Genomic DNA, 16,247 nt, shown 5'->3' with positions numbered 1-16,247 from the left:
GCTTCACTTTATTTTCTTTAAAAAACCTTTTGGATTAAATGATATGAAAAATTTATGTTTAGACTCGTCGATTATGAAGTTATTGTTTTTAGTTAAAAACTCATCCACAGCTTCCATCGGGCCAGGACCCCAATTGGGAAGAAGCGGATTTCCATTAATGGAGGTATCTTCTACAATCATATAACTGCCAGTAGTGACGATAGATTTATATAGTAAGAGTTCTTTGGATACATGTTCTTTACTATGATCAGAATCTAAAATAACTAAAATCACATCATCAGGTTTGCGCATACTTACTATTGTTTGGATGGCCTGCACAGAAACAGAAGATGCTGTTAAATACGTAATCCGATTATGTGATGGCCGATTTGGCTGTGGAGTTATATCGATAGTAAGTACGTGACCTTTTCCAATTAAATCTAACATAGAAGCTAAATATAATGCACTACCACCATGAAAAGTCCCGCATTCAATAATTAAATCGGGCTTTAATTCATAAATAATTTCTTGATACAAAAAGAGATCAGAGGGAAGTTTACAGATTGGAACCCCGAACCAGTGTGTATCGTTTAACCACACAAGGCTGTTGTAATATTGGTTTAAAAATGCATTGCTTATAGTATCGATTTTAAATTCTCCTTTCTAAAAAAGATTCTCTCGTTTGACGTAAAGTGTTTACGCATGAAAGTTGTACTATATATTATGTGGTAAGGAATTGTAAGGAGAGGGTTTTTACTTGAAAATAAGATAAATAACTCATGTGTAAATGAAAGGAAATGATCATATGTACAAGTACACAATTTGCTTTATTAGAAAAAGCGATAAAATACTGCTATTAAATAGAAATAAAAAGCCGAATATGGGGATGTGGAATGGTGTCGGAGGGAAAATAGAAGAGAATGAAACGCCATACGATGGAATAATTAGAGAAACGTTTGAGGAAACGGGCATAGAACTTTCAAGTGTAACGTATAAAGGGACTGTTGTTTTTAAGGGGAAAGATGAGCCCCAGGCTAGTGAAGGAATGTATGTATTCATTGCTGATTTGCCAGATGAAATGCAGATGAATACACCATTTCGTACGGCTGAAGGATTATTAGAATGGAAAGAAATTGATTGGATATTAGATGGTGATAATAGAGGTGTAGTTAGCAATTTACCAAAATACTTACCGATAGTATTAACAGAAGAAAAAAAGTTAGAGCATATATTCACGTATGATAACCGGAATATTATTCATTACACAACTGTATGTTTGGCAGAGGATGATGCGAACAAAAGATATGAAAAACAACTTGTTTCTCAATAGAAGATAAGTGAAAAAACTATTTTTATACTCAAGCAGATAATATTTTAAAAAGAGTAAGCGGCATTTTTATGTTGATTGCTTTAGATATTTAACTGAGAAAAAGACATGTTTAAAGTACCATTTATATTTTGATTAAAATAATATTAATGATTGTAGGCGCAACCTTTACGTGGTTAGCGTCTGATTTGTTGTTAAGATAAGAATAGGTAGAAAAAATAGACTAGTAAACAAGCTGTTTTTGAATTTTAAACATAGAATAGGGGGAGTCTTATTAAAAAGAGGAGGGAATTATAGTTATGGGATGTAATAGTAATTTCAGACGTTTTCGAAATTGTAATAGGTTTTGGGATGATTTAATGTTTTGTAGATGCAGACATAGAGACTGTGATGAATGTCGTTGTAAACGTGACCGTGATTGCGATTGTGATAAATGTCGACGCAAACGTAATCATGATCGTGACTGTGATTGTGATGAACGTAAAGAGTGGTAAATTCTATAAGAAGAGTGCTTTTAAGAAAAGCACTCTTTTTTTATTTAGTATTCTATATTATTAGCTGCGAATCGCTTTAATCATAAAACGATGTTGCTTCACATCAAAATATCCTTTTTGCAAGATAATCTCATGTATACGATATAACTCCTCAAAGTACCTTTCAACAGTAAAATCAGGAATTTGCCACGGAATTGCTTTTAAATAATAGACGATAGCGCCAATATCATAAAAGTATTGGAAAGGGAATTCTTCTTTTGCTTCTAAAATAGTAAATCCATTTTCCTCTAACTCACTACATGCTGCTTCGAGAGACCAATTTGCAAATTCGTTATTTAGCGGTGCGCTAAACTGCTCATTTAGTTCCGCACAATCGAGACCACCAACTTGTTGTGTAAGGAAAATTCCATTTGGAGAAAGGATTCTGTTTACTTCAGAGGCGGCATATAATTCATGTTGATTTATGATTAAATCAAACTGACCATCTTGAAATGGTAAAGCAGTATCATCCGTTACCTCTATCACTGTAACCCCTAAAGGTTCTAATTTCTTCCGAGCAATTGGCACATTTGGAGCATAACCCTCCGTCGCATAAATATTTGACGGGAATGGTTGTAACATAGATAAAAACTCTCCGCCGCCAGTGCCCATATCTAGCATTGATTCTGCACGCTGCATAAGCTGGAAAGCAGTGCTGTCGTATGACCAAGATAAAGGCTCGCTCTTCATTCGACCCGTCTCTGAAATGAAAGAAAAATCCCAGCCGCTAAAATGTGTATTTGCACTTTCTAATAAAGTTAAAAATAATGGATCACGTTTCATAATTTTGTCCTCCTATTTTTTAATGAATGAAATGATGAGAAAAGAAAAAGGGAGGGCCTCTTATGAAAGTGGAACGGTTTTATGTTTCGTGTTCGGATAGATTCATATAAATTCGCTCCTTCGAGAATGATTATTTATATATTCGGGATAAGTAAGTGAAAGTCCTTTGATCAAGAGCTAGGGAATTTAGTAGATACGCGTATGAATTCCCTTTTCTTTTATTGGAAATCTGGAACGCTCTTTGGTGTTTTGCGGCTGTTTTACTTGATTTAACTTTTTAAGAAAAAAGTAATTGACACTTAAAATAAAATTATGATATTATTAAATATTTGATAAAAAACAACATATGTGTTAAGCTTGAAAAGGTTACCACATATGGAGGTGGATTATATGTTTCAAATTGGCGATAACATTGTTTATCCAATGCACGGAGCAGGTATAATTGAAGCCATAGAAGAAAAAGAATTCTCAGGGGAAAAACAACAGTATTATGTCATCAAAATGTCAATCAGTAATATGCAAGTCATGATTCCTACGGGTAAAATATTGAATTCGAATATACGCCCAGTTACGGATATACTTGCATTAAAACACATTATACACATTTTTCAGCATGAAGAATCATGTAAATTACTGCCGTGGAAACAAAGGCATAAAGTGAACACGGACAAAATAAAAACGGGTGAAATACAAGAAGGTGCTGAAGTTGTACGCGATTTAATGCGTATGAAGAAAGAAAAAACACTGAATACAAGTGAAAAAAAATTGTTGGATGATGCATATAAGTTTTTGGTCAGTGAACTAGAATTAATTAAAGGAATCACTGAAAATCAAATAAAAAGTTTCTGTTAAGGTTTATTATAGATAATGTATTATATCTCCCGAAAACATCCTGAATTTTTCGAGAATATGATGAGTATTAAAAGTAAATCATTTCAAAGACATTCAATTTCTTCAACTCACTTTTAGAGTAGGAACCTCTTTTGTTATTACTTCAATCTAATCCATTTTTATTTTTAAATTTATTTTACGAACATTCGAAGTTTCATTAAATAATTCGATTAAATAGTCACTTGATTTTTGCAATCCTGATTCACACTGGCACGGACAAGGAGCCGTAAGGATGAAAGAGAGGTAGGGCTTTCATTGTTTTAGGTAATATACTATCTAAGTCATTATTTCTAGAAGAAAAAACAATCAATCTCACCGCCAGCTTTAAGAGTTCCTTACATCTACTGAGACAGTGAATAGTAATTGTTTATCTTCTTTACGTAAAATTGATAAACGAACTGGTAACACCATATGGTAAACTACAAAAAATGGTTTCCAGACCAAGAAACCATTTTTTATTTTATTTACATAACAATAGTAAATTAAGCAGTAAGAAGGAGTCCGCACATGAAAAAAATGTTAACAAAAGAATTAAGTAATGAATTAAAGAAGCGAGAAGGGATTATTTCTATTACAGTTGAGCCTTATGAAAAAATCGAAGTTGGTGGAATTCGTGTAGATGGACCAGCTATTATTCTAATTAATCAAGAATAGGTAAAAATAGTTGCATGCAAGGAGAAAAGGATCAGCCTTTAAGAAAAGGGGATCCTTTTTGCTTGCTGCAGCTAATATGGGATATACATAACTTTTATCTGATGTGTTGGGGTTAAAAGGAAGGAGAGGATGGAGATTATCATGGTGGAAAGCTTAATATTGGTAGGATTTCTTTTTACGTTATATAAATTAGTTGATAAAAAAACAAACTAATTATTTAAAACGATAGATTGTTTCCTTTTTAAGGGCGAGATTTATCTGAGAGTGAAATGGATCATCTAAAGGAGGAATTAAAATGGATGCAAGGAAAGAACGCATAAAATACGAGAAGATGTCAAAGAATTATGATCGTATTTATTTAGTTTCGTTTATCCTATTAATTGTACTTGTTTGTAGTAGTGTGATTATCATAGGAGCTACAGGCGGAAAATATGGAGTATTTTTATTGTTAGCAATTTTACTTAACGCACGTATTACGAAAGAATCTCAAAAAAAGTATGAGCACTATTCTAATAAAGGGCGTATTTAAAATGATACATAACCAGAAAGGAACAACCTAGATGTATATTCAAAATATCCCTTTATCATCTCCTATTAACTAGTAAAAGTAACTTTATATAAATCATTTTTTTAGCAATGTAGAAATAGAAACCGTACCCTATTAAAATGTTATTTCCGTCCATATAATGAATTATCCTTCTAGCATATTTATAAGATTTATATCATATATTAGTAGAAAGAATGCAAGTTAGAAAGGAGTCTTATAGAATGAGTTATTTGGAGGGAAATGACTTTAGTAAACAAAATATGGTAAGTGTGCCTAATCCCTATGTATATCAGACATTACAATCAGTAATTGGTAAACATGTGGTTATTGAAACTGTAAGAGGCAATATAAGAGGTAAATTAAAGGATGTGAAACTAGATCATTTGCTCATTGAAGATACGGTGCCATATATTGTACGCATTCAACAAATTGTATGGATTATGCTAAAACAATAATCACATGTAATTTGATTTATAATAGATTAGCATTATAAATCAAATAAAAACACAGGGTTTTATCTCTGTGTTTCTTCAAATTTTCGTTTTTGGATATATGCTTGAGCATGGATAATTTCTTTCTGAAGTTCTTTTAATTCTTCCGTAGATCCAGATTCAATCCTCATGTACGTAGTAACTAGACTAATCATCATATCCATCTTCTCTACTATATTTTGAATGACCTGTTCAGATTGCTCTTTTTTAGGGTGTTGTATTGCTATTAGAGCATTTTCTATATAATTGTTCTTTCTTTGCTGGATATCATAAATAAACTGTTTTGTGTTTGAGTTCATTTGTTATTCCTCCGTTTTGGATATACTTCTATTCTATCATATTTGAATGGTGAATATTAGATTCCCCTAAATATACACCTGTCACATACATCTCCTCAAATATAGAAACTAATTCCTTAACGTACAGGGAGCTAATCAAAATATGTTAATTTTGTGTCTAAACGTACAATTTTCTTTTTTGATATGGTGAGCCCTAATTGTAGTGCCCAATCCGATGTAAATTCCTCAATAACAACAGATTTTTCCATATCTCTAATACCCTTATGTATTTTGTGCTTGAATATAATATCAGATTTAGATAAGCAAAACTATTTCAAGTGAATAGAATCCACTCTTTAAGAATACATAAAATATATACATACAAGTGTAGTCTACTCACTACATCATTAGTGAAAGTAGGATTCTATAAATTTTGGAGGAAGAGATATGCCGAAAAAGGTTCTCCTGTTTACAGATTTAGGGATTGATGATGCGTTTGCTATACTGTACACCTTTTTTCGTAAAGACATTCAACTTTTAGGAATTGTAGCCGATTATGGAAATGTATCGAGAGAAAATGTAATAAGAAATATTAACTATTTGAAGTACATTGCAGGAAGAGAAGAGATACCTGTATTCCTTGGTGCTTCTGTACCGTTGACAGGTATATTAATTCAGTATTTCCCTGAAGTACATGGAAAAGTCGGATTAGGACCTATCATTCCTCCTGAAATTTCATATCCAGTTTATTCTCTAAATGATATTTATCAAATTATACAATCAAATTTAGAAGATCTTACCATTATCAATTTAGGGAGACTTTCTTCGCTAGCTACAACTTTTGTATTGAATTTAGAAACAATGCGAAACGTAAGAGAATGCATTTGCATGGGGGGAGCTTTTTTCTATCCAGGTAACGTAACTGCCGTGGCTGAAGCTAACTTTTATGCAGACCCTTATGCAGCAAACTTAATTCTGCAGCATGCAAAGAACTTGACAATTATTCCTTTAAATGTGACTCAACATGCAATTGTTACACCTGAAATGGTCCGGAAAATAGATGCATTTCATCGGAATACACAGGATTCTGCAGGGCTCATCATCAAACCTATGCTAGATTATTATTATAATTTCTATTCCAAGTCTAATCCTGGTATAAGTGGAAGTCCTATGCATGATTTTGTAACAGTTTGGTATTTGCTAAATCAAGACGCTGTTAGTCTTTCAAGAGTACCTATTAAAGTAATCCCTGATCAAGGAGAAGGATTTGGTCAAAGCATTGCAGATTTTCGTTTTGTTACTAATCCAGGCTATAAAACGCATAATGTAGCTTTTCAGTTTGATTATGAAAAATTTAAGAAAGATATTATGGAAACGTTCCTAAAGAAGAGAGTGTAATAGACTTTATTAACTTCAGATAATACGGATTATGAGAATCAAATGTCACTTCACTTAACTGTAAATATCAAATTAACAAAACAAGTTCCCCTAAAATAAAAAAGACGTTGACTTCTCTATGTAATTAACTGTCGTTTCATGTCCAGCGATGATGAGTAGCCAAATTGTCGAAAGAAGCTCGTTCTTATTCAACTTGTTTTCTTGCTCTCTTGTTTGAATGAGATTTCAAAATCGTTCAGACCATATTTTTCAACGTATTTTGTGATAGGCATGTACATATATCCGTTTGGAAACGTGCCTACTTCTGTTGTATTTTCTGGTCCTAATGTTTTCAGTAATATATGTATTGCGGCATTAAAATCTTTTTGTAAAGCATTGTGTAATTCATCTGCAATTACTTCAATACGCTGTTTTAACTCTAAATTTTCAACTTTACATGTTACAGAATCTACAAAGATTCTTTTAGAAAAATTAGGATCGTGTTTACAAATAGAATCAGCTATTTTCTCTGCTAATTCTTCGCTAAATAAAAATTTTAACGGAACATAATTACCCATTTTTCACCTCGGTGGTCAAATAAAAACAATTTTTATTTTTTAATCGACAATCCATAAACTAACGTCTCACTAGGAGTTGTAATACTAAAACCTGTCGTCTTATAATCAAGTTTCACTGTATCACCAGTGTAATCTTTCGTGAATGAATCCATTTGTACGATAAGCTCTGCATCTTCATATACAACATCATCTGCGTTATATGTATCCAAAATTAAATCGACATCAACGAAAATACTACAAGAGTTCGTCATTGTTCCTCTAATGCGAACGATCTTTTTATCTTCGCGTTCTAATCTATGTATAGCTGCTTTTGCTTCATCAGTAATACGAATGTTCATTGTATCCCAACCTTTATTTATATTTCTTCTATTATGGCAAAAATAGGAGCAATAGGGAAGCAAAGAGGTTTGTAACAAAAAACGAGCAAACAAATTTGTTTGCTCGTTTCACTTTATTTTAATTCACATTTATCAAGTGGAATCACTTTTGTTTTTTTCGTAAATTTATAACCTAACCATAGTACTAAGAAGAGTGGTAAACCAATGTAAGAAACGAGTACACCGTTCCAATCAATTGCTTCACCCATAAATGCGCCGTAGTTTTGTCCTAAAATTACGATGATACAAAGTGTAAATGCGAAGATTGGACCGAATGGGAACCATTTTGCTCTATACGGTAAGTCTTTTAAATCTTTTCCTTGTGCGATATATGCTTTACGGAAACGGTAATGACTAATTGCAATTCCGACCCATGCGATAAAGCCAGACATTCCAGATGCGTTTAATAACCAAATGTATACAACACCGTCACCGAATAAAGAAGCAATGAAAGCAATACTACCAACAATTGACGTTACGATTAATGCGTTAACAGGTACACCGCGGCTATCTAATTTACCAAGAAACTTTGGTGCTTTTCCTTGGCGAGCTAAATCCCAAAGCATACGAGTTGATGCATACATACCAGAGTTACCAGCAGATAGTACAGCAGTTAAAATAACAGCGTTCATAACAGAAGCAGCAAAGGCAACGCCCGCTTTTTCAAAAATAAGTGTAAACGGACTTACTGTTACATCACTTGCAGCAAGGCTTTCAGTTGTATAAGGAATTAGTAAACCGATAACGAGAATCGCAAGGATATAGAATAAAAGAATACGCCAAAAGATTGAACGAATTGCTTTTGGGATATTACGTTCTGGATCAGATGTTTCACCAGCAGCTACTCCTAATAATTCAGTTCCTTGGAAGGAGAAACCAGCTGCCATAAATACACCGATAATTGCCATGATACCGCCGTTAAATGGTGCATCTGCAACTGTGAAGTTTTTAAATCCAACAGTTTCGCCGCCCATAATTCCGAAAATCATCATAAAGCCAACAATTAAAAAGATAATAATAGTAACTACTTTAATAAGTGCGAACCAATATTCAGATTCACCAAACCCTTTAACAGATAAATAGTTTAAAAGGAAAATAATAGCTAAACATAATCCACTCCAAATAAGAGAAGGAGTATCTGGGAACCAAAATTTCATAATTAATGTTACAGCTGCAAGTTCAGCAGCAATCGTAATTGCCCAGTTATACCAATAGTTCCATCCAAGTGCAAAGCCAAGTGATGGATCAACAAATTTTGTTGCATACGTACTAAAAGATCCAGTAACAGGCATGTAAGCTGCAAGTTCAGCTAAGCTTGTCATTAAAAAATAAACCATAATTCCAATTGCGGCGTATGCAATTAATGCGCCACCAGGTCCAGCTGTATGGATGACACCACCGCTGGCAAGAAATAGTCCGGTACCAATTGTACCACCGAGAGAAATCATCGTAAGGTGACGAGATTTTAATCCGCGTTTTAATTCACCTTGTCCTTGTGTAGTTTGCGTTTTAGAGGTAGATTGATTTGTTGCGCTATTCATGTTCAACACTCCTTTTCTTGTAGGTTAGGAAGGAGCGGGGGAGAAAAATACAAAAAACCGCCAAAGGAATTTGGCGGAACGTTTCACAAATAACCACCCCATCATACCCTTCCGTTAAGATAGCACCCCACGTTTACACGGTAATTTGTAAACGTGACAGTTCTGTTCCTTTCGGAGACAGCCCCAGCTCATATTTCCAGAGAAGAAATATAAACTTCGGCAACCTTTCCTTTCAAACGGAGTTGGTGACATTCTCTGTGTCTCGTCCGTTTTACTCATAAAAGTCGCAACCTCTACCTCATCGGATTGATGAGGATTTGATATATTGCTAAGATTTTTAATATATGGCAATTGTAATGACTTTCTGAATATATTGCAAGATATTTTGTTAGGAAAAGTCAAAAAATATCGGTTATTGTATAGGAAACGCTTGCAAAACTCCACCCGAACCTACTATTATGTAGCAATAAGCAAAGAAAAAATTGTTATACAAATGTTTCGCAAAAAATATTGAAAAACCCTCTAAATTAAAAGAAAATTCAGAAAAATATAATTCGACATTCATGATAAAGTCATATTATTTGTTATAATTAGAGTAACGTTTAAGTAAAAAGGGGAAATCAATATGAAATTAGAAACAGAAAGGCTCTATATAGTGCCGTGTACAGAAGAGAGTATGCAAGTCGCTAACGAGCAAGGATATAATAGCGGTCCGCATATTGTAGGGCATGTAAAGAATGTAAAACAAGATGCAGATTTATTACCATGGGGTGCGTGGTATGTTCTTCGGAAAGAAGATGATAGCGTTTTAGGTGATATTGGGTTTAAAGGGAAACCAAACGAGAAGCAAACAGTAGAAATTGGCTATGGATTTATTGAGAAATATTGGAATCAGGGCTATGCAACAGAAGCTGTAAGAGAACTAATCGATTGGGCTTTCAAAATAGGAGAGGTAGAAACAATAATTGCAGAGACACTCCTAGATAACTATAGTTCGATTCGTGTTTTAGAAAAGTTACATATGAAGAGAGTAAATGCTACAGAAACGATGATTAATTGGAAAATAGAAAAATAAAAAATACCGCTCGAAGTATATCGGGCGGTATTTTTATCGTTATGGTAGCATTTGTTTTTGATCATTCGGATATCCGGCTGTCGATGCGTTAGAACGCTTGGAATGATTGCGAACAGCAATGAAAATAGAAATAATAACGACAAGACCAACTGCCACGTAAGAAAGTGAAATAATAGTTGGATCCACTTTAAATGTAGTAAGCAATGTACGAATGTTTGTAAAGATAATAAGGCCACCAACTAATACGCCAAGTAAATGAGAAGGAACGATGCGTACTAACCATGCAGCGATTGGTGCTGCAACGATACCACCAAGCATGAGAGAAAATACCCAAACCCAGCTTACTTGTTCCCAGCCAAGTGAAATGAAAAATCCGATTGTTGCAGCAAGTGAAACAGGAAATTCACTCGTATCTACAGATCCAATAACTTTTCTAGCTTCATTTCCTCTTGCTAGAAGAACGGGTGTTGTAATCGGCCCCCAACCACCGCCACCAGTTGAATCAACGAATCCAGCGAATAAACCAAGCGGCACAAGTTGTTTTGCAGACATACGCTTATTTGAAGTGACAATTTGTTTTTGAATGATGAATCGTAATAAAATATAAACCCCTAAAGTAAATAAAAATATGGAAATGTACGGTTTGATCACATCTCCAGGCAAATTACTTAAAAAACATGCCCCAACAAATGCGCCGATTGCCCCAGGTAATGTAAGCCTGGAAACTGTATATTTATCAACATTTCCAAATTTGATGTGAGATGCGCCAGAAGCTGCAGTTGTAACGACTTCAGCTAAATGAACTGATGCGGAAGCTACAGCCGGTGCAATACCAAACATTAATAATAGTGAAGTAGACGTTACCCCATACGCCATTCCGAGTGCTCCATCGATCAATTGAGCGAAAAATCCAATAATAGCAAAGACAATTAATTTCTGCATAAATAATCCCCCTGTAATAATAAATGAAAAAGACACTTTTCCCGTATGAGAAAAGTGCCTTTGGTTTTTCCAATCAGCAATAATTAAATTTGTTTCATTATAATACATATTAATCGTATAAATCAACTGGGTTTTAAAGTTTTTGAATTGAATGAAAGAAAAATAAAATATACAATAAAAGGATGGAGAGAAAGGGGAGAAAGACATGTTACGATTTGATCATCTCGTTCACGCAGTTCATGGTACACCGGAAGAAGCGGCAAAACAAATGCAGGAACTTGGATTTCATACTGTATTAGGCGGAGAGCATACGAATTGGGGTACTTGGAATAGTTTAAGTTATTTTGATTTATCATATATAGAATTTTTAGCAGTGCAGCATGAAGAAAAAGCGAAGAAAGCAGAAAATCCATTAGTACAAGAAACGGTAGTGAAATTACAAGATGGAGAAGGAATGTTACAAATCGCCATTCGAACAGATGGAATTGAAGAACTAGCAGTTAAGTTTAATAAACACGGATTACATACGATAGGACCATTTGAGGGGAAACGAATGAGAAAAGATGGCCGCCTATTAGAGTGGAAAATGTTATTTGTAAAGCAAGAAGAGAACGGACCGAAATTACCTTTCTTTATACAGTGGAATGAAACGGACGAAGAAAGAAGAAATGATTTACGTAACATTGGGACGATCACTGAACATAAAAGCAAAGTACAACAAATTGAAACGATTCATTATGCGGTAAAAAACGTTCGAGAAACGGTACGGAAATGGAAAGAAGTAATGGGGCTAACTGCAAGCCAGGTCGTTAAGAATGAAAAATGGAATGCTGAGTGTCAAAGTGTAGTATTTGGAGATATTCATGTGCAGTTTTGTGAACCAATAGGAGAAGGGTTAGTACTAGAACGTTTGAAGAATCATGGTGAATATCCATTTGCAGTGGAATGGAATGGGGAAAATAAACGAGAGCATGAAGTGTTAGGTAGTTTTTACATATATTGATAGAGGTGAACATAATGGAAGAAATACTTAGAGAGATAGAGAGAAAACTAGAATGGCCTCGTATTACAAAGTGTACAGCTATTTCAAAAGGTTTTTCACATGAAGAGAAATATAAAATAGAATTAGAAAATAGAGTTACATATTTTGTAAAAGTATGTGATGCTGTTCATTTTGAACGTAAACAAGAAGAATATACGTATATGAAACAGTTAGAGTTATTACATATTCCTACGCCTAAGTTAATTCATTTTATAAAGCTGGAGGATTTAAATAAATGTATTCAAGTATTTGAATGGGTCCAAGGTGTAAATGGTGAAGAAGGTTTAGGGAAGCTATCGGTGGAAGAACAGTATTACGCAGGAAGAAAAGCAGGAGAAGTATTAAAGAGAATCCACTCAATTGAAAGAGAAAGTGCAAGTAATAAATGGGAAACGGTTCGATGGAATAAATACGAAAGATACGTAGAAGCGTTAGCAAACTATGAAATAGACTTCCTTGATTTAAAGCCAGTATTAAGTTTTGTAGGGGAGCATAAACAATTATTGAAAAATCGCCCAATCACATTTTTACACGATGACTTCCATCCAGCAAATAGTATGATTCATAATAAGGAATTTATCGTTATCGATTTTGGTGGATATGATTTTGGTGATCCAATACACGATTTTTATAACGTAGCGATTTTTACTACAAGAATAAGTAAGCCATTTGCGGTTGGACAAGTTCATGGTTATTGCGGAGGTGAACCATCGCTTCATTTTTGGCAACTGTATTCATTATATGCAGCGATGACATTCCCAGCTGATATCGTATGGACAAACCGAAGCACGCCACATTTAGTAAATGATATGAAGGAAAGATTGAACGGAATTTTAGAAGATCATAATCATTTTTCATCCTATATTCCAAAATGGTATCAATCACAACGTGAGGATATAATAAACTATAAGTAATGGAGGGATTCATTTGGATAAAATAGCGGTAATTTCAGATATACATGGTAATATTCCAGCGTTAGAATCTGTACTGCAAGATATTAAATTAAGAGGAATCGAGCGCATCATTTGCCTTGGAGATTTAGTCGGAAAAGGTCCTCATTCTAGCGAAGTGATTGAAATCATTCGTAAAGAATGCGAAGGAGTTGTAATGGGGAACTGGGATGATTTCATTACAAAACCGACTGAATTTGAGGCATTAAAATGGCATCAAAAACAACTATCGGAAGAACAAAATGACTATTTAAGAAGCTTACCATTTTCAATCGAGTTTCATATGAGTGGAAAACTCATTCGTATGTTTCACGCTTCACCGAGAAGTTTATATGAAAGAATTCAACCACACGCCTCAAGAGAAGAGCGTATTAGTATGTTCGAAAACAGTGAGCTCACCGAGAATATAGAAGGAGAAAGAAAACCAGATGTCGTTTGCTACGGTGATGTTCACCAAGCATTCGTTCAAAATTTCAGAGGAAAAACGTTATGTAATGCTGGTAGCGTTGGAAACCCACTTGAAATTACACAAGCTTCCTATTTAATATTCGAAGGAACTTACAATGAAAAAGAAGCCGCAAGCTTTTCCATTCAACTCGTACGTGTACCGTATGATATTGAATTAGCAATCAGACTAGCAGAAGAACTCGAAATGCCAGAAATTGAAGAATACAAACAAGAATTACGGACTGCTTTATATCGAGGGTTTAAGGGAAAGTAAGCTAATAATTATATCAACGATTTTTCAAATATATCTATCATAACTTAAAATATATCGACGATTCAACAAAGGATATCGACTTACCGACAAATAGTGACATAAACTCTTGCTCATAATAATGTTATGTAAACTAATTGTAGGAGGAAATTCCATGAACCGAAAACAACGAATCAAAGAAATTGCAGATCACATATTAAAGCTAAACTTAACACATCCAACAAGAGTTGGAGTAAGTGGTATTACAGCTTCGGGAAAAACAACATTTGCAAACGAATTAGCAGAGGAAATGAAAAAGCTCGGAGTTCCAGTAACACGCGCCACCATTGACGATTTTCATCATCCGAGAGCGATTCGCTATGCACGGGGCAAAGAATCAGCAAGAGGGTATTACGAAGATGCACACGATTATACAGCTTTCAAAGAAAGGTTATTAAAGCCTTTAGGACCAAACGGAAATTTACAATATGAAACGATTTCTCATAATTTAAAAACGGATATCTCTGTACATAATGAACCGCTAGTGGCTCCGCTAAATATGGTTCTAATAGTAGATGGAACATTTCTATTGAAAAAAGACGTAGAGCATTTATTCGATTACAAAATTTTTATAGATACCTATTTTGAGATTGCCAGAAAACGTGGTGCGAAGAGGGAAACTGAAGCTTTTGGAAGTTATGAAAAAGCAGAGAAGATGTTTTTGAACAGGTATCATGCAGCTTGTAAAATGTATATAGACGAGCGTAATCCGAAAGAGTGTGCGGATGTTGTATTTCAGAATAGTGATTTAGGAAATCCAGAAGTTATATTTCATGAATGAGCGTATTACATAATCAGAAATATATGTATAGCCTTTTGTTTATTGTTATAATTAAATTAATTTTATGAAGCAAATAAAAGGGGATAAGACAATAAAAAACGCAAAAAAGGGGATAAGAAATATAATGAATGAAGTACTAGAACTAAAAGAAGAACTACTACAAATTAAAAATAACAATTATGCTGTACCAGAAGACGTAGATGCATATCCATATGCGCAATGGATGCTAGATTATATCGGATCACCTGATGCTGAATTACGTGATGATTTAATTTATAGTACGCTTCACACATGGATTACAAATGATGTATTTAGACAAAAAGAGTTAAGAGGATTAATGTTACAAGCAATTAGTCCTGATTATTTATTTTATAAAATTGGTGAAAAGGGAACAGACTCTGTATTTAAACGTGCATTCTCCGTATTAATTCCACCACTTATTTTATCTGTTCATGAAAGAGAACCGTTGTTATCGGAAGAACAATTGTACAGTGTGGCAGAACAAGTGTTGGAATATGTATATTTAGAAGAAGATGTAAGGGGCTATGTAGAAGGGAAAGGCTGGGCGCACTCTACTGCACATGCAGCAGATGCACTCGATGCTTTAGCACGTACAATCCAAAATCGTGAGTTTTCATATGCAATACTAGCTGCCGTTCGTCAGAAGGTCCGCTTACATGACTACGTATACATTCACTTTGAGGATGAGAGATTAGTAGCACCAATTATGTCGTTACGTAACCAAAATCTTTTAACTGAAGAAGAGTGGAGCAATTGGTTACATAGTATAGCAATTGTTGAAGACATCCCGCATCCTCAATATGATATTTTAGTACAAAATATTAGAGCTTTCTTAAGAAGTTTATATTTTAGAGTTTTAGAGACAGAGGGTAGTACAGCCTTTATAGATGATATATTGGAAACTTTGAAGGATTTGCGTAGGTATTAAAAATACGTTTTTCTAAGAGAAAAGTACATAAAACCACTACCTCCCAACCATACTAATAAAATGTGTTGGAGGTGAATGTTATGAATAAAAAAGACTTTGAAAAAGTTTATAATGATTACTTACATCAAGGAGAAGAGCAAGCTCAATTTGAAGTAGACAATGAAGTCAATTCAGGAGCAGAACAAATTGTTGCCGTTCGTAAAAATGATGATGGTGATTTAATAGCGTTTAAAACAAGTAGCGGGAGAGAGTTAGATTATATGACTGCTCTTAGTGAAGCGAAATCAGGGAAGTTAGCTCATGTAGACGTATTTCATAAGTATGGTAGAGATATTATACGTAGTGAACCTGATGGGATAAAGGAAAATAACTTAGATAATTTACCTTCATTTTAA

20 protein-coding genes, 2 pseudogenes and 1 riboswitch are annotated in these 16,247 nt (G+C 34.2%); of the genes and pseudogenes, 14 read left to right on the top strand and 8 right to left on the bottom strand.

The window, feature by feature from the left end; all coding sequences use genetic code 11:
- Positions 1-3 precede the first annotated feature (3 nt).
- Complete coding sequence (locus tag MHI26_RS15620; protein WP_276308202.1) at positions 4-627, bottom strand: cephalosporin hydroxylase family protein; 624 nt, start codon at positions 625-627, stop codon at positions 4-6.
- A 157-nt stretch (positions 628-784) separates the two neighbouring features.
- Here MHI26_RS15620 and MHI26_RS15615 point away from each other — a divergent pair, with 157 nt between their 5' ends.
- Positions 785-1,309: an NUDIX hydrolase gene (locus MHI26_RS15615; protein ID WP_000280194.1), complete on the top strand. Its 525-nt coding sequence runs from the start codon at positions 785-787 to the stop codon at positions 1,307-1,309.
- Between the two features lie 296 nt (positions 1,310-1,605).
- Complete coding sequence (locus MHI26_RS15610) at positions 1,606-1,800, top strand: hypothetical protein (RefSeq protein WP_086407378.1); 195 nt, start codon at positions 1,606-1,608, stop codon at positions 1,798-1,800.
- 60 nt (positions 1,801-1,860) lie between these two features.
- Here MHI26_RS15610 and MHI26_RS15605 read toward each other — a convergent pair whose 3' ends face one another.
- Positions 1,861-2,622, bottom strand: a complete 762-nt coding sequence (locus tag MHI26_RS15605; protein ID WP_061667770.1) for a class I SAM-dependent methyltransferase — start codon at positions 2,620-2,622, stop codon at positions 1,861-1,863.
- A gap of 390 nt (positions 2,623-3,012) precedes the next feature.
- On the opposite strand from MHI26_RS15605, the gene MHI26_RS15600 reads away from it, so the two are divergent.
- The 4 genes from MHI26_RS15600 (at position 3,013) to MHI26_RS15585 (ending at position 5,169) form a co-directional block, all read left to right on the top strand.
- Positions 3,013-3,474 (top strand): CarD family transcriptional regulator, encoded by a 462-nt coding sequence (locus tag MHI26_RS15600; protein WP_000486293.1) that lies wholly within the window; start codon positions 3,013-3,015, stop codon positions 3,472-3,474.
- A 546-nt stretch (positions 3,475-4,020) separates the two neighbouring features.
- Complete coding sequence (locus MHI26_RS15595; protein WP_000738546.1) at positions 4,021-4,167, top strand: BC1881 family protein; 147 nt, start codon at positions 4,021-4,023, stop codon at positions 4,165-4,167.
- A gap of 295 nt (positions 4,168-4,462) precedes the next feature.
- Complete coding sequence (locus MHI26_RS15590; RefSeq protein WP_000340032.1) at positions 4,463-4,696, top strand: hypothetical protein; 234 nt, start codon at positions 4,463-4,465, stop codon at positions 4,694-4,696.
- Between the two features lie 239 nt (positions 4,697-4,935).
- On the top strand, positions 4,936-5,169 hold the full coding sequence (locus MHI26_RS15585) for a YuzF family protein (RefSeq protein WP_000120815.1): 234 nt from the start codon (positions 4,936-4,938) through the stop codon (positions 5,167-5,169).
- Between the two features lie 59 nt (positions 5,170-5,228).
- Here the strand turns inward: MHI26_RS15585 and MHI26_RS15580 are convergent, their stop codons facing one another.
- Positions 5,229-5,504, bottom strand: coding sequence for a hypothetical protein (locus tag MHI26_RS15580; RefSeq protein WP_001087712.1), 276 nt, complete (start codon positions 5,502-5,504; stop codon positions 5,229-5,231).
- A gap of 426 nt (positions 5,505-5,930) precedes the next feature.
- On the opposite strand from MHI26_RS15580, the gene MHI26_RS15575 reads away from it, so the two are divergent.
- Entirely contained in the window at positions 5,931-6,881 is a 951-nt protein-coding gene (locus MHI26_RS15575; protein WP_001125075.1) for a nucleoside hydrolase, read from the top strand.
- A 117-nt stretch (positions 6,882-6,998) separates the two neighbouring features.
- On the opposite strand, the pseudogene MHI26_RS15570 reads toward MHI26_RS15575, so the two are convergent.
- The 4 genes and pseudogenes from MHI26_RS15570 to MHI26_RS15555 all read right to left on the bottom strand — a co-directional run.
- Positions 6,999-7,103: pseudogene (locus MHI26_RS15570) on the bottom strand (cytochrome); the annotation flags it as partial.
- Positions 7,097-7,438 (bottom strand): annotated as a pseudogene (locus MHI26_RS15565) (hypothetical protein); the annotation flags it as partial. The pseudogenes MHI26_RS15570 and MHI26_RS15565, both read right to left, overlap by 7 nt.
- Positions 7,439-7,470: 32 nt before the next feature.
- Positions 7,471-7,776: an iron-sulfur cluster biosynthesis family protein gene (locus MHI26_RS15560; RefSeq protein WP_001026191.1), complete on the bottom strand. Its 306-nt coding sequence runs from the start codon at positions 7,774-7,776 to the stop codon at positions 7,471-7,473.
- 113 nt (positions 7,777-7,889) lie between these two features.
- On the bottom strand, positions 7,890-9,356 hold the full coding sequence (locus MHI26_RS15555; RefSeq protein WP_001083394.1) for an amino acid permease: 1,467 nt from the start codon (positions 9,354-9,356) through the stop codon (positions 7,890-7,892).
- A gap of 112 nt (positions 9,357-9,468) precedes the next feature.
- A riboswitch (Lysine riboswitch) is annotated at positions 9,469-9,660 on the bottom strand.
- A 321-nt stretch (positions 9,661-9,981) separates the two neighbouring features.
- Here MHI26_RS15555 and MHI26_RS15550 point away from each other — a divergent pair.
- A complete protein-coding gene (locus MHI26_RS15550; RefSeq protein ID WP_061666940.1) occupies positions 9,982-10,431 on the top strand; it encodes a GNAT family N-acetyltransferase in 450 nt (149 codons plus the stop codon).
- A 39-nt stretch (positions 10,432-10,470) separates the two neighbouring features.
- Here MHI26_RS15550 and MHI26_RS15545 read toward each other — a convergent pair whose 3' ends face one another.
- Positions 10,471-11,481 (bottom strand): sulfite exporter TauE/SafE family protein, encoded by a 1,011-nt coding sequence (locus tag MHI26_RS15545; protein ID WP_003307297.1) that lies wholly within the window; start codon positions 11,479-11,481, stop codon positions 10,471-10,473.
- A gap of 97 nt (positions 11,482-11,578) precedes the next feature.
- Between MHI26_RS15545 and MHI26_RS15540 the strand changes: the two genes are divergently transcribed.
- The 6 genes from MHI26_RS15540 (at position 11,579) to MHI26_RS15515 (ending at position 16,247) form a co-directional block, all read left to right on the top strand.
- Complete coding sequence (locus MHI26_RS15540) at positions 11,579-12,376, top strand: VOC family protein (protein WP_061666941.1); 798 nt, start codon at positions 11,579-11,581, stop codon at positions 12,374-12,376.
- A 14-nt stretch (positions 12,377-12,390) separates the two neighbouring features.
- A complete protein-coding gene (locus tag MHI26_RS15535) occupies positions 12,391-13,329 on the top strand; it encodes an aminoglycoside phosphotransferase family protein (RefSeq protein WP_061666942.1) in 939 nt (312 codons plus the stop codon).
- 13 nt (positions 13,330-13,342) lie between these two features.
- Positions 13,343-14,086, top strand: coding sequence for a metallophosphoesterase family protein (locus MHI26_RS15530; RefSeq protein ID WP_000357639.1), 744 nt, complete (start codon positions 13,343-13,345; stop codon positions 14,084-14,086).
- Between the two features lie 151 nt (positions 14,087-14,237).
- A complete protein-coding gene (locus MHI26_RS15525; RefSeq protein ID WP_001080546.1) occupies positions 14,238-14,903 on the top strand; it encodes a uridine kinase in 666 nt (221 codons plus the stop codon).
- A gap of 124 nt (positions 14,904-15,027) precedes the next feature.
- A complete protein-coding gene (locus tag MHI26_RS15520) occupies positions 15,028-15,852 on the top strand; it encodes a DUF2785 domain-containing protein (RefSeq protein ID WP_001006673.1) in 825 nt (274 codons plus the stop codon).
- A gap of 80 nt (positions 15,853-15,932) precedes the next feature.
- Positions 15,933-16,247: a DUF3892 domain-containing protein gene (locus MHI26_RS15515; RefSeq protein WP_001034297.1), complete on the top strand. Its 315-nt coding sequence runs from the start codon at positions 15,933-15,935 to the stop codon at positions 16,245-16,247.

The sequence above is a fragment of the Bacillus sp. FSL K6-1218 genome (assembly GCF_038006445.1).
Classification (GTDB): Bacteria; Bacillota; Bacilli; order Bacillales; family Bacillaceae_G; genus Bacillus_A; species Bacillus_A thuringiensis_S.
The sequence above is the reverse complement of the archived record's forward strand: the minus strand, read 5'-3'. Positions and strand labels throughout refer to the sequence as shown.

What these genes read in the sequence shown, in the direction of transcription:
- MHI26_RS15615 (WP_000280194.1), top strand. Translation starts at nt 785, where the DNA reads ATGTACAAGTACACAATTTGCTTTATTAGAAAAAGCGATAAAATACTG.
- MHI26_RS15610 (WP_086407378.1), top strand. Translation starts at nt 1,606, where the DNA reads ATGGGATGTAATAGTAATTTCAGACGTTTTCGAAATTGTAATAGGTTT.
- MHI26_RS15605 (WP_061667770.1), bottom strand. Translation starts at nt 2,622, where the DNA reads ATGAAACGTGATCCATTATTTTTAACTTTATTAGAAAGTGCAAATACA.
- MHI26_RS15600 (WP_000486293.1), top strand. Translation starts at nt 3,013, where the DNA reads ATGTTTCAAATTGGCGATAACATTGTTTATCCAATGCACGGAGCAGGT.
- MHI26_RS15595 (WP_000738546.1), top strand. Translation starts at nt 4,021, where the DNA reads ATGAAAAAAATGTTAACAAAAGAATTAAGTAATGAATTAAAGAAGCGA.
- MHI26_RS15590 (WP_000340032.1), top strand. Translation starts at nt 4,463, where the DNA reads ATGGATGCAAGGAAAGAACGCATAAAATACGAGAAGATGTCAAAGAAT.
- MHI26_RS15585 (WP_000120815.1), top strand. Translation starts at nt 4,936, where the DNA reads ATGAGTTATTTGGAGGGAAATGACTTTAGTAAACAAAATATGGTAAGT.
- MHI26_RS15580 (WP_001087712.1), bottom strand. Translation starts at nt 5,504, where the DNA reads ATGAACTCAAACACAAAACAGTTTATTTATGATATCCAGCAAAGAAAG.
- MHI26_RS15575 (WP_001125075.1), top strand. Translation starts at nt 5,931, where the DNA reads ATGCCGAAAAAGGTTCTCCTGTTTACAGATTTAGGGATTGATGATGCG.
- MHI26_RS15560 (WP_001026191.1), bottom strand. Translation starts at nt 7,776, where the DNA reads ATGAACATTCGTATTACTGATGAAGCAAAAGCAGCTATACATAGATTA.
- MHI26_RS15555 (WP_001083394.1), bottom strand. Translation starts at nt 9,356, where the DNA reads ATGAATAGCGCAACAAATCAATCTACCTCTAAAACGCAAACTACACAA.
- MHI26_RS15550 (WP_061666940.1), top strand. Translation starts at nt 9,982, where the DNA reads ATGAAATTAGAAACAGAAAGGCTCTATATAGTGCCGTGTACAGAAGAG.
- MHI26_RS15545 (WP_003307297.1), bottom strand. Translation starts at nt 11,481, where the DNA reads ATGTATTATAATGAAACAAATTTAATTATTGCTGATTGGAAAAACCAA.
- MHI26_RS15540 (WP_061666941.1), top strand. Translation starts at nt 11,579, where the DNA reads ATGTTACGATTTGATCATCTCGTTCACGCAGTTCATGGTACACCGGAA.
- MHI26_RS15535 (WP_061666942.1), top strand. Translation starts at nt 12,391, where the DNA reads ATGGAAGAAATACTTAGAGAGATAGAGAGAAAACTAGAATGGCCTCGT.
- MHI26_RS15525 (WP_001080546.1), top strand. Translation starts at nt 14,238, where the DNA reads ATGAACCGAAAACAACGAATCAAAGAAATTGCAGATCACATATTAAAG.
- MHI26_RS15520 (WP_001006673.1), top strand. Translation starts at nt 15,028, where the DNA reads ATGAATGAAGTACTAGAACTAAAAGAAGAACTACTACAAATTAAAAAT.
- MHI26_RS15515 (WP_001034297.1), top strand. Translation starts at nt 15,933, where the DNA reads ATGAATAAAAAAGACTTTGAAAAAGTTTATAATGATTACTTACATCAA.